Raw genomic sequence first — 13,292 nt, 5'->3', positions numbered from 1 at the left:
ATTAATCAGTTTCGATAAAGTCTGGTAAATGCAACCACTATTTAACGAAAGATATCCGCATTTGTACAGCTCTGTATTACTGCCGGCTATTCTTCCAGCATCTGCGGCAACTCCAGTCCGCTGATTTCCTGCACTGCTCCGCCAGCCATACCACGAACGTCACCATAAAGTGCAGCGAGGTTTTCCATCGCCTTCATCAGTCGCTTTTCTCGCTTTGCCCACTGGCTTGTAAAGAGTGCCTTTTCCTTAATGAGATCTTCCTGCATGTCGCGATAACTCTCAAATGCCGCCTCCAGCTTTTGCTTGAATTCTGTGCTGGTTACATAGTTGTATACCAGGTTCATCTTGCATTCACGATTCTCCTGAGCCTGTACAACTTCACCGATTCGAATCATGCTGCTTCTCAGGAGCGTGGCAAGCGCCTTGAAATCAGCAAACGTACAGATCCAAACGCCTTCCATTTCTCCAAACCTGGTCATTCTTTCGGGTAGCACCTCCGTTACTATTACCGCGACGCCGGCTTGTTGCAGCCGCATGTCATCTTTGACTTTTGCAATCCAGTCGTTGCTGAAATGCTTCGTGCGTTTGCTTTCGTATAATATCCGGCCACACGATCCGCCAAACTGATCTATAACTACGTGCACACAATCACCTCCACGTTTACCCTTAGCCACCTCTTCGACCCGGTCCCGTGGAAATGTATGCTGCAGGTATTCTTCAATGGCCAGCTCCTGAACCTCTCCCTGCATTTGCATGCTGCCCTGCTCAGAACGCTTTTTCATTTCGTTGATAAGTCGCGATTGATCCTCAAGCTTCTTTTGAAGTTCAACACTTCTGAGGCGTTCCTGCTCGCGTGCCTTCTCACTTTCTTCAATGATCATTCGCTTCGTTTGCACTTCCCAGAGCTCGCGCTCCCTTACAAGTTTTTGTTCGCGCTCGCGATAATCCAGTTCAGCCCGTTCACTTGCCGATTTCTCCACGTGCTCCCGAATAACAGACTCCCGCTCCAGCAGACGCTTCTTCATTTCAAGCTCTATTCCTTCCTCCCGTTCTTGCAAGCCGCGCTCACGCTCAACAACGGAGACCATCTTCTCCTCAAGCGACTTCAATCGCCTGGCTTTTGCCAGCCGGTCTTCTTCAATCTGGCGAATGTGTAGTTGAAATTTACTCCCCTCTTCAGCTCGTACCCGCTCCGTGGCGGCACGCAGTTCCTCATAACGCTTAGCCTGAAATTCCTTTTCCAGCTTAGCCCTTAATTCATGCTCGAGCGTTTCTTCCGGCGAGAACTTATTGCCACAATGAGGACAGACTATTTGTTGACTTGTTGATTTGTTGGCTTGTTGATTTGAATGCACCGACATTGACGCTCCTATCCTGTTTTTGGTTTCTGTAGTTTGATGCATAGATATGAATATTTTAGTTACCTGTGATCGTTTGCCGCGCTATTGCCCGCGCGAATTGCGTTTGCTATATGATTCGAAGGTATATTGCAGTCGTGACAGGTTGTGACACGGCAGCGGGACGGGTTGGATACTAGACCATTACACAATTTGTACGACACGAACAGACGTAAGAATTGATGCTATGAAACCAAACGCCAGGAAGAGCAACGCGGGTGTTGTTAAATCCGGAACGAAGAATTCCAAACAACCTGCCTCCGACACTAAGTCTGCTAAGTCTAAGTCGTCAGAATCCATCATTCCTCAGGCTAAGCTGCTAAGACTCTTTCAAATCATCGCCGTATTGAAATCCGGGCACTGGACGATCCAGCAACTGGCAGAACGATTTGACACGAGTCCACGCACGATATATCGATATATGAACCTGCTCGAAGCCGTCGACTTCCTGGTGGAGAAAGACTTCGAGAACCGGTATTTCATTATAACCTCCGATGATGATCCAACACAGGCTGTTTTCTCAGTCGAGGAAACACGACTGATGAAGAAGTTGATAGCAACCGGAACAAATGACAATCCTCTTAAGAATCTTCTTCTGAAGAAACTATCGCTGAACTCCGAAATTGACAGCATGCCGCGCCTGTTCCTGAAGCAACGCATTGGTAAGCTCGTGGAGGAAATTGCTGAGGCAATCAGAACAAAGAAGCAAATAGTTTTAACGAACTATCATTCGGCAAACAGCAACGACATACGCGACCGCCTTGTCGAGCCAATCCATTTTGGAGATAACTATCAATCAGTTGTCGCACTGGATACGGGCGATCAGGTGTGCAAGCAATTCAAGCTCGATAGGATAGCATCCGTGGTGATTGCTACATCAGGCTATCAATTCGAAGCGCTCCATAAGAAGAATCAATCCGACATCTTCGGGATGTCCGGCGATTCAGAAACACGGATCACCTTACAACTCACGCTTCGCGCCTACCTGCTGCTGCGTGAAGAGTTCCCTCTTGCAATTCCTTTCATCACGCAGATCGATGACGGATACGTATTCAACGGCCCGGTGTCTTCATTCGAAGGACCTTCACGATTTGTGTTAGGACTTATCGATGAGATTGCTGTTGTTGGCCCGGATTCTCTTCGCGATTTCATTGACGATAAGATCAGGCAACGAAAGTCCTAGCCTGTCACCTGTTATCGGCAACCAGCATACTTTACGCAAAAGACAACCCTACCAATAGGGCGCGATATCTCTATGCCGCTCGCCAAGTTGATTCAGGTCTCCGAGATGGCGCTTCAAATGGATGAGCAATAAATATACTCCCTGGTAGCCATCGAAGTGCACGATATCATCATTGTGCATCTCCTGCTTTTGCAACAAAAGCTCAAGATAAATGAGGCAACGGTCAAGCTGTTCGCGAAGCTCGGCACGCGCCGATTCCAACTCGATGCGTCCTATTCCTTTTCTCAAAAACCTCACCCCAGACGAGTCATGGGGAAACTGTAAATCCATGGGCCCGCTTAAACTTCGCTGCGATTTGTATGTTATGGCATCCAGCAGGTCGCGGCTCGAGTGGGTAAGGTTATATAGGAACTCAGCAACCGTTTCGGTAGCGCTGATCTTTTGACTAAGCAAAGCACCGTCCACATCGAACCACGCATCAATAGCGGAGATCGACCGGATAAGCTCATTTCGTAAGTTCAGAATAACGTTGTGCATTGTTTGATTCATTTAAAACAAAAAACCCGGACATTTTGGGCCCGGGCTTTTATTATATCATTTAACAATGAGTCTAATTAAAACAATCCCGGACCATACCACGGCGCTTGAGCACCATGTGGAGGTTGACTGCCGATTGAATTGTTGGTCGCTTAATCATAGTGAGACAAATGTATCGAAAGTTTCCGTTTCTGCTTACAAAAAACGTTAAGAATTTATGAAGACTTGTCCATGCAGCACCTCTTGAACTTCTGCCCACTTCCGCAGGGGCACGGATCGTTACGCTGAAGCTCAGGCTTTTCGGGCACCGGGTGGCTCAACAAATGCGCCGTATCCTGGTGGAAAGCAATCGACAACAGCCGATAAAGCTCGGGGTGGTTCTTTTGAAGAAGCGCCGGACGTTCAAAGAAATACTCACCGGCTACGGCCAAAAATTCCTTTTCATTTGTAGCTCCGTAGGCATTGATGTCGCTCTTTCCCTTCATGATCTGGGCAGTCTGCTTATGTATCAGGTTCAACCATGGTACCGCATACGCCTTGTCCTTTAATGTGGCCGGTATACCATCGATCACGCCATCTTCCTTATCCAACAAATGGATGAATTCGTGGATGCCCACATTCTGCTTGTCTTCGGCATTTCCAAACCCGCGATGAAGGGCCGGCTTCGACAGGATCATCTTCCCTTCCATGGTTCCGCTCCCCACCATACCAAGGATGACCTCCTCCTTATTGCCGAACTGATAGTCGCTGTCAAAGGATCCGGGATAAAGCAATACTTCATTGAGAAACGAATAGTGCCAGTCCTGAAATCCAAAGACGGGAATTACTGCACTGCTGGCGACGAGTAGCTTGTCCGTTATATCGACCTCAATTTGAACACCGGTAATGCGCACGCGCGTCAGGAAACGAAGGATAGCAATTTCGAACCGCTTTCGCTCATCGACGTCCAGTTGCACGTAAAACGAAACATTGTTAAGGAGAATAGCCCGCCACTTTTCTGGAAACTGAGCCGGCAGGTTGGCAACACGCTTTTGTCTAGTATAGAAAATACCAAATGCTGCCAGAAATGCCAGGATAAATATGAAGCTCCACATCGCGTCAGTTAAGTGCTTTAACGACCACAGACAGTCGTCTCATTGTCACTAATGTCCAACCAAAAATATCACTATATTTCATGACATCTATCGGGCCACTGCAAAACGTCAACCGATAAATGCACGGGGCGAAAAGATTGGACGACCAGAATTACTTTGTGAGTATGATATGGAGATTGGGGAATTGTGGCCGGCTATGTTCATTCAAAGGGACCATAGGGCTGATCGTTCTATTATACCTCCTTTTCTCAAACGTTTACTCACAGGTGCCTTTTAAGAAGGGTGTAAACCTCACCCAATGGTTTCAATCACCTTCCATACGACAGGTACAGTTTTCGAAATTCAGTCATAGGGATTTTGAGCAGATACAATCACTTGGCTGCGACGTGATCAGATTGCCGATCAATCTTCACGCAATGACAACAGGGGGCCCTGACTATACGATCGATCCTCTCTTTTTCCAGTTTATGGATGAAGTCGTGAGCTGGTCTGAAGAGTTAAAGATGCATCTGATCCTCGATAATCATACGTTCGATCCGAATGATGCCACCGACCCGGCCGTTGGCACAATACTTACGAAGGTTTGGAGGCAGATGGCCGAGCATTATGTAAACAGTTCAGAACTCATCTATTATGAAATTCTGAACGAACCACATGACATCTCCGCATCCACCTGGGGACAAATTCAACAAGAGGCAATAGACGCCATACGGGAAGTTGACTCAAAGCACTATATCATAGTAGGCGGAGTGAATTACAGCAGCTACAACGACCTGGCTACCCTACCGGTCTACACAGATAAAAAGCTGATCTACACGTTCCATTTTTATGATCCGTTCCTGTTCACCCACCAGGGTGCCACCTGGACAAGTCCGCCACTTGGTCAACTCGTAGGAGTTCCATTTCCGTTTGGGGCCTCTGCGATGCCTGCATTGCCCACTTCATTAAAAGGTACCTGGATTGAATCCGCCTTCAACAACTACGCAAACGACGGCACACCTGCCAAAGTCAAACAGCTTATTGATATTGCTGCGGCGTTCAGCGCCAGTCGCAAGGTGCCTGTTTTCTGCGGCGAATTCGGCGTGTTCATGCCCAACAGCAACGATACTCAACGGGTGGCCTGGTACAAACTGGTGAGCGATTATCTGAAGGAAAAAAACATCCCCTGGATCATGTGGGACTATCGGGGATCATTCGGGTTGTTTGAAAAGAATACTTCCGAAATATTTGACAGTGATTTCAACGTTCCCCTGCTTAATGCGCTGGGCTTAACTGTTCCACCTCAATCGAATCCAGCCCACCGTCTTCAAACAGAACCCTTCGACATCTATGACGACTATATCGGTGAAGGGATTGTAGACGTAAGCGGAATTACCGACGGCACGCTGGACTACTACAACACCGATAGCCACGATGGAACATTTGCAATTAACCTGGCCGACGTCGATCAATACTTCTCTGTTGGGATGGATTTTCGCCCGGATATCGATATGTCGCTGCTCCCGGAGAACGGCTACGCACTCGAGTTCTGGGTTAAGGGCAATGCGCCAGGCAGTTCATTTGATGTTCGGTTTGTTGATAGCAACACCGGCACAGCGGATCATCCATGGCGCAAGGGTATCACCATTGACCAGAGTATGGCAGCCTGGGACAATAGCTGGCATCGGATCGTACTTCCCCTTTCAACACTTCAGGAAAAAGGGTCATACGATGATGGATGGTATCCGCCTGAAAACAAATTTTCATGGAAAGAAGTCGATCGGTTCGAGATTGTAGCGGAGATGCAGGCCTTGAAAGGGATCAGTTTTCATTTTGATCAAATACGAGTGACCGGTGATCCCGTCATGGTAACATCTGCTGAGCCAGCGGTTCAGGAATCACCTGACGTGTATCCGAATCCGGCAACTGGTAGTATGAACATCAACTATTTAGTTAAGGAAGAAGGTCAAATACAAGCTACGATAGTCGGCAGCACAGGCGGTATATTCAGGGTGCGCGACTATGGAACACTTACACCTGGCATTCACGAGTTATCATTCGACGTCCGCGAATTGCCTTCGGGCTTATATTTCCTCCGAATCACCTCCCCTGCAAACACGGACACCAGGAAGATAGTAATCAAGTGAAGCAGCATGGGTTCTCGTTTACTCTACTCAGAAATATTTGAGCCGCGCACATAAAAATATCTCTTCGCAACGGTTTGTTCTGCTATCTTCCCATAAATCATCAACTATAGAACTTATGAGTCAGTCTGCACCATTCAACCGACGGGAATTTATACAGAAAGGAACCGCCGCTTTATCAGCTATTGCTTTGTCGGCTTCATCGCTGCGCGGAGCACCAGCGATTATCAAAAGCCTGGGAAGACCTGATTCTAAGTTTGCAGGTGTTCAGATTGGCGTTATCTCTTATTCGTTCAGAAGTCTTCCGTGTAATGCAGAGCAGCTGCTGAAGTATTGTATCGATTGCAACATAAGTGCGATAGAGCTAATGGGTAACACCGGAGAAGCTTTTGCAGGAGCGCCACATGCAAGTACTGAACCGATGAAGTTTACTCCAGGACCTCGCCCGCAACGTACGCCAGAGCAGGAAGCCGAACAAAAGAAGAAAGATGATGAGACGGCAGTATGGCGCGAAAAGGCTTCGATGGATGCATTTACGAAACTCCGGAAAATGTATAATGATGCAGGCGTTTCAATATACGCCTGGAAGCCCAATGCTCTCGGTGAAAAAAATACGGATGCTGAGATCGAATACGCATTGCGCTCAGCCAAAGCGTTGGGAGCTACGCACGTAACCGTGGAACTACCCAACAACCCCGAGCAAAGCAAGCGGCTGGGTAAGTTCGCAGATAAACACAAGATCGGTGTCGGCTATCATGGACACCTGCAGCAAACATTTGACGCCTGGGATGTGGCACTCGCACAGGCAAAATACAATGGTTTGAACTGCGACATCGGGCACTATGTCGCCGCAGGATTCGATCCCATACCTTTGATCGAGGCAAAGCATGACCGTATCTACAGCATGCACATCAAAGACCGCAAATCAAAAGACAACGGTGGGGATAACATGCCCTGGGGCGAGGGAAATACTCCGGTAGCATCCGTTCTTCAACTTTTGAAAAAGAACAAGTACAAGTTTCCGGCAACCATCGAAATGGAATATCCTGTACCCGACGGTTCAGACGCTGTTAAGGAAGTCGCGAAGTGTGTCGACTTTTGCAGAAAGGCATTGGAAAAGGCTTCATAAAAATCAGCAACGGTTTTCTCCTGTTGACAACCTTGTCGAGGACGGGTTGACATAAAAAGCGTTTAGTGTTCATCCGGACGCTTCATGAATCTCAAATCGTTTCCTACATTTACAAAACTGCTGCTATGTGCAGCCGTTGGTTGTCATTTTTCTCTGTTCACTTGCCCTCTTAGCATTGGAAAAGACACGGATCGATAAAACTGAACCACGCGCGTCCCGGGGAATGTCGGACATGATCGAAGAATTCGATTGGTCTGCAACTTCCCTCGGTTCAATGGACTCGTGGAGCGAGGCTTTCAGATCTGCCGTACGCCTTGCCCTGAATACAAAGTCCCCCGTCCTTATCGTCGGCGGAGTTGAGATGATTCAGATTTATAACGACGCCTTTGCGGCAATGATCGGCTCACGTCATCCCGGCGCCCTTGGAGTCGTCGGCAAACAGTTCTGGCATGAGCAATGGGATTCTGTTGGTCCAATAGTTAAAAAAGTCTGGGCCACAGGTGAGGGCATCCTGCTGGAGAACCACCGGCTCGTCCTGGTACGGAAGGGCTATCCGAAAGAGATGTTCTTCACAACATCATACACCCCCATCACCAGCAATTCCGGAATCGAAGGCATCTATATCAATATTACTGAGACAACAGAACTGCTGCGCAAGCACGAGAATCTACAATATCTTAGAAATCAGCTCGTGGGAGAGCTATTCATGCACGCCCCACTCGCGCTTTGTATTCTTCACGGCAGCCGGTTCCTGGTTGCCTTCGCCAATGAACAAATGCTGGAGATGTGGGACAGACAACCGTCCGAAGTTCTTAACCTTCCTGTATTTCAGGCTTTCCCGGAAACAAGCGGACTAGGGTATGAAGCGCTCCTTACCCGCGTGTATGCGACAGGCGAAAAGGCGATTCTGCCAGAGGAACATGTAAGGATAAACAGACGGGGCCGGGAAGAAGAAGTAATCTTTAAGACAGTCGTTGAAGCGGTGCTAGAATCAGACGGTACCATCACGGGCGTTATGATCCTCTCCGAAGAGATCACTGACGAGGTATTGTCAAGGCGTCGGATCGAAGAAAGTGAAATCCGGCATAAGCTGGCCATTGAAGCTGCATCGATCGGTACTTTCGACTGGAACCTGAAGTCAAACGATTTCCAGGTGTCACCGCGTGTTGCCGCCATTTTTGGATTCGCCGACGGCAATGCCGCCACTCATGAAGAATTAATCGGACGAATTCATCCTGCCGATCAGGCTGTTCGCGAAAGGGCGCATAGAGAAGCCGTTGTAAGCGGCTCGCTCATGTATGAGGCACGTGTTGTGTTTACTGACAACACACTCCACTGGGTCAGGCTGAATGGAAAACTGATATTCGATGATCAGCGACAGCCTATAAGAATGTATGGCACGGTGCTGGATATTACCGATCAGAAAAGTGCAACGGAACGCCTGGAGGAACTCGTTCAGCAGCGCTCCAAGGTGCTCCAGGAACGTAATGTCGAGCTGCGAAACAGCGAGGAAAGATACACGCGCATCGTTGAGGAAGTTCAGGACTATGCGATCATACTTCTCGATCGTGACGGCATTGTCCTCAACTGGAACAAAAGTGCCGAACAACTGAAGCATTTTGACGAGAAGGACGTGCTGGGAAAACATTTCCGGATCTTCTCGCCTGAAGAAGACCGTAAAAACAAGATACCTGATATGCTCCTCGAGGAGGCACTGCAAACCGGCCGTGCGGTCCATGAAGGTTGGCGAATCCGAAAAGACGGAAGCCGCTTCTGGGGAAGCATTGTTATCACTGCCCTTCACGACGACAGGAACAACGTAACTGGTTTTACAAAAGTAACACGCGATCTCTCCGAGCGACGGAGCGCGGAAGAAAAAATGCTTGCCTACACCCACGAGCTGGAAGCGCAAAACAAAGAACTGGAACAATTCGCTTACGTTGCATCTCACGATCTGCAGGAACCACTTCGAAAGATCCGAACGTTCACTGAACTCGTGCAGCAGAACATCAACGATCGAAAGCTTGCCGAAAAGTACTTTTCTAAGATCCAGGCTTCAGCTCATCGCATGAGTGAGTTGATTCGATCGGTGCTTGCCTACAGCAAAATCTCTAAGGACATTTCACTCGTTGCTCCCGTTAATCTGAACGAAGTACTGTTCAATGTCGTTTCGGATTTTGAACTGATGATCGAAGAGAAGAATGCCGAGGTGACGTATGAAAATCTCCCAACAATTATGGGCATCTCCGTGCAGATAGGTCAACTGTTCAGCAATCTCGTAAGCAACGGCCTCAAGTTCTCATCTGAACTGCCGGTGATAAAAATCTCCTCAAGGCGACTTTCACTTGAAGAGGTGAGCCGGAAACCCGAATTGCCTCTTGCTGCTTACTACGAGATCTGCGTAACTGATAATGGCATTGGCTTCGAACAGCAGTACGCCAAAAAAATATTCAATATGTTTCAGCGCCTGAACCGCAAGGAGCAGTACGCCGGAACAGGGATAGGCCTTGCGTTGTGCAAGAAGATCGTCGAGGCCCATCACGGAACTATCTCTGCAACCAGCACCCCCGGACTGGGCACAAGTTTCTGCATCACCTTGCCTGCCGCAGATTAAACAATACATACTACAATAAACCAAACGTCGGTGTTTACCTCTCAAACCATCAAGCTCTCATCTATTGACTGCCTTTTTATCGTTGCCTTACTAGTAGTTGCGCTTCCGGTCGCATCCAACGCGCAGGCTAAGGAACGCTTTAAAGTCCTGGCCATCTCCGAAACTGGCGGACATCACGTTCAGTATTCGGCCGCCGCTAAAATCTTTCTCGACAGCCTTGCTGTAAAGAAACATTTCACCATCGATTACATCACTGACACGAAATCAATAGACAAAGAGTTTCTCAGTAAATACAGGATCTTCATTCAACTCGACTATCCGCCGTATGCGTGGGAGGATAAGGCGGCAAAGGCATTCATCGAATACATGGACGACAAGTCGCACGGGTGGATTGGATTTCATCACGCAACGCTTCTTGGCACTTTCGATGGATATCCGATGTGGGATTGGTTTTCAACGTTCATGGGCGGAATTCAATTCAAGAATTACATCGCCACGTTTGCAGATGGCGATGTGAACATAGAAGATCCAAAGCATCCTGTAATGCGCGGTATCAAAAGCCCTTTTCATATTGAAAAAGAAGAATGGTACACTTACGATAAAAGTCCCCGTCAAAATGTTCACGTGCTGGCATCGGTTGACGAAAAAACATATCGGCCAGAATCCAGTGTTACCATGGGCGATCACCCGGTGGTCTGGACGAACGAAAAGATGCCGGCACGCAACATCTATATCTTCATGGGACACGGGTCATGGCTGTTTAAGAATGCGGCCTACCGCCAACTTTTCACGAATGCCATCGACTGGGCGTCGGGCAAATAGAGGACAAGCTCAAAGATTATTTCTTCCGCAGATGACCTGCGGAAACTGCAACTGAATTGATATCTTAGTACGCTATCCAAACTGCGCGATGAGACACATTTCAATCATTATCCTTGTCTTCACTCCCCTTCTCCTTTCGGCTCAGCCACAAAATGCAGTATCCGATCAGATGACAGAACTGGCGCCTCTGATCATCCAATTTCATGCTGATGAAGGAAGCCTCGAACGATTTTACACTGTATCACAATCGCCGGAACGACGCCGGCGCCTTACTGAATTCTATAACGACTATGCTACACGCCTTCGGGCAATCTCATTCGAGGGCCTGTCTGCAGGAGGCCGCGCCGACTACCTTCTCTTCGAACGCTTGCTTCAGAATGAGCTGTTCCTGCTAAGTGAGGAAGCGCGCGAATATGCTTCCGTTGAAAAGCTAATCAACTACGGAGACCCGATCTATTCATTGGAAAAAGATCGCCGACGCGGAAAGCACCTGGAAAGTGCAAGTGTTGCAGCTTCGCTCAATACAATATTGAATGACGTAAGAGCGAGGTCGGGGAACATATCGCGCTCCGAAGATCTTTCACGGGCAGAAGTACGACGCGCCGGCGCTATCATTCAGGGCCAGCGTGATGCGCTGAAGAGCGTGTTCAATTTTTACAATGGATATGATCCGGAATTTTCGTGGTGGGTGAAGAAACCCATTCAACAACTGGATACAGCTCTCATGCGCTATAGCGATCTGATAAAGACGAAGGTAAACAAGGTGACTCTGCCAAAAGACGATGGAAGCGGAATCATTGGATTTCCAATAGGCGCAAAAGAACTTGCACGGCTCCTTGAATACGAGATGATCCCATATTCGGCTGAAGAGCTTGTTGACATCGCTAATAAAGAATTTGCCTGGTGTGATCGGGAATTGTTAAAGGCTTCACAGGAAATGGGATTCGGAAATGAATGGAAGAAAGCCCAGGAGAAAGTAAAGCAATCATATGTGGCGCCTGGTCATCAGCCCGAGGCCATGCTTGAACTTTACAATCAGTCGGTGGAGTTTCTGAAGAAGCACGATCTGATTACTATTCCACCCGTAGCCGAAGAAACCTGGCGCATGGAAATGATGTCACCAAAGGATCAGCTGGTTAGTCCTTTCTTTCTCGGTGGAGAAGTTCTGCAGATCTCCTACCCGACTGATGAAATGACGCACGCCGACAAGATGATGAGCATGCGAGGTAACAATCCACATTTCTCCAGAGCCACAGTTCACCATGAACTCATTGCTGGTCATCACCTGCAAGGATTCATGATGGACCGTTACAAAAGCTACCGTCACTATTATTCACCCTTCTGGATGGAGGGATGGGCGCTGTACTGGGAGATGATCCTTTGGGACATGAATTTTCCCCGCGGCTCCGAAGACCGCATTGGAATGTTGTTCTGGCGAATGCACAGATGCGCACGCATTATCTTCTCACTTAACTATCATCTGGGCAAATGGACACCGCAGCAGTGTATCGACTTCCTCGTTGATCGTGTGGGTCATGAGCGCGCAAATGCAGAAGCCGAAGTGCGCCGCTCCTTTACTTCCAACTACGGACCTTTATATCAGCTCGCCTACATGACCGGCGCACTGCAGTTCTATGCGTTAAAAAAGGAACTGGTTGACTCCGGAAAAATGACCATGAAGCAATATCACGATGCAGTTATGCGGGAGAACGCTATGCCCGTTGAAATGCTGCGGGCCGTACTTACCAATACATCACTCCCCAAAAACTTCAAGACTTCCTGGAGATTTTATACACCGAGGTAAAGCCGGCATGGAGGAAATGATGGATTGATCGTTTCAATGATGATTCAGTTGCAGTAACGAGGAAGTCACGCAACTATCGATGCTCAAACTGTAGAATTTATCATCGTAATTTTATCCTCATCATAGCACCAGAAGTGTTTTCGGCATCTTCTGGCTCCATCATGAAGCACGATCCGCTCTTTGGCACGAATTTTCAATGTCTATTATCAGCTTTAATACATTAATTCAAAACTGATATAACAATGAAAAAAGTAGTATTAATAGTAGCAGGCGTCCTCTTCGCGGCCGCAGCTACATTTGCACAAGACTCTACCCGCACAGAAACTCAGCAGCCTCAGCAAACGCAGAGTACCGAACAACAACCTTCTACTGATTACACTAAAGACATGGTGAAGATCACTGCCACTGATCTACCCGATGCCGTTAAACAAACACTGGCAGCACCACAGTACCAGGGATGGGAACAGTCAACTATTTACAGAAGCAAGAACAACGATATGTATATAGTTCAGATGGGCAGTGGAACAGAAGCTAAAAATTTCCGTTTCGGAGCCGATGGTAAACCCATTCTTGAATAATCTCCACCTGG

General features: G+C 48.0%; 10 protein-coding genes. 7 read left to right on the top strand and 3 right to left on the bottom strand.

What is annotated here, in order from left to right:
* Window positions 1–86: 86 nt before the first annotated feature.
* Window positions 87–1,403, bottom strand: coding sequence for a DUF2130 domain-containing protein (locus WBG78_RS05520; protein ID WP_337325389.1), 1,317 nt, complete (start codon window positions 1,401–1,403; stop codon window positions 87–89).
* A 181-nt stretch (window positions 1,404–1,584) separates the two neighbouring features.
* Here WBG78_RS05520 and WBG78_RS05515 point away from each other — a divergent pair, with 181 nt between their 5' ends.
* On the top strand, window positions 1,585–2,580 hold the full coding sequence (locus WBG78_RS05515; RefSeq protein WP_337325388.1) for a helix-turn-helix transcriptional regulator: 996 nt from the start codon (window positions 1,585–1,587) through the stop codon (window positions 2,578–2,580).
* Window positions 2,581–2,628: 48 nt separating this feature from the next.
* On the opposite strand, the gene WBG78_RS05510 is transcribed toward WBG78_RS05515, so the two are convergent.
* Complete coding sequence (locus WBG78_RS05510; protein ID WP_337325387.1) at window positions 2,629–3,117, bottom strand: hypothetical protein; 489 nt, start codon at window positions 3,115–3,117, stop codon at window positions 2,629–2,631.
* A 215-nt stretch (window positions 3,118–3,332) separates the two neighbouring features.
* Window positions 3,333–4,211 carry a zinc-dependent peptidase gene (locus WBG78_RS05505; protein ID WP_337325386.1) on the bottom strand — a complete coding sequence of 293 codons (879 nt, stop codon included), beginning with the start codon at window positions 4,209–4,211 and terminating at the stop codon, window positions 3,333–3,335.
* A gap of 119 nt (window positions 4,212–4,330) precedes the next feature.
* Here WBG78_RS05505 and WBG78_RS05500 point away from each other — a divergent pair, with 119 nt between their 5' ends.
* From WBG78_RS05500 to WBG78_RS05475, 6 genes are all read left to right on the top strand, one after another.
* Window positions 4,331–6,337, top strand: a complete 2,007-nt coding sequence (locus WBG78_RS05500) for a cellulase family glycosylhydrolase (protein WP_337325385.1) — start codon at window positions 4,331–4,333, stop codon at window positions 6,335–6,337.
* A gap of 115 nt (window positions 6,338–6,452) precedes the next feature.
* Complete coding sequence (locus WBG78_RS05495) at window positions 6,453–7,463, top strand: sugar phosphate isomerase/epimerase family protein (protein WP_337325384.1); 1,011 nt, start codon at window positions 6,453–6,455, stop codon at window positions 7,461–7,463.
* A gap of 127 nt (window positions 7,464–7,590) precedes the next feature.
* The gene (locus tag WBG78_RS05490) at window positions 7,591–10,077 is read left to right on the top strand and encodes a PAS domain-containing sensor histidine kinase (RefSeq protein WP_337325383.1); all 2,487 of its coding nucleotides are present in this window, start codon (window positions 7,591–7,593) and stop codon (window positions 10,075–10,077) included.
* A gap of 30 nt (window positions 10,078–10,107) precedes the next feature.
* Entirely contained in the window at window positions 10,108–10,899 is a 792-nt protein-coding gene (locus tag WBG78_RS05485; RefSeq protein WP_337325382.1) for a ThuA domain-containing protein, read from the top strand.
* Between the two features lie 88 nt (window positions 10,900–10,987).
* Window positions 10,988–12,703: a DUF885 family protein gene (locus WBG78_RS05480; RefSeq protein WP_337325381.1), complete on the top strand. Its 1,716-nt coding sequence runs from the start codon at window positions 10,988–10,990 to the stop codon at window positions 12,701–12,703.
* A gap of 242 nt (window positions 12,704–12,945) precedes the next feature.
* Window positions 12,946–13,281 (top strand): hypothetical protein, encoded by a 336-nt coding sequence (locus WBG78_RS05475; RefSeq protein ID WP_337325380.1) that lies wholly within the window; start codon window positions 12,946–12,948, stop codon window positions 13,279–13,281.
* Window positions 13,282–13,292: the final 11 nt, after the last annotated feature.

This window comes from Chryseolinea sp. T2 (genome assembly GCF_037203685.1).
Taxonomy (GTDB): Bacteria; Bacteroidota; Bacteroidia; order Cytophagales; family Cyclobacteriaceae; genus Chryseolinea.
The sequence above is the reverse complement of the archived record's forward strand: the minus strand, read 5'-3'. Positions and strand labels throughout refer to the sequence as shown.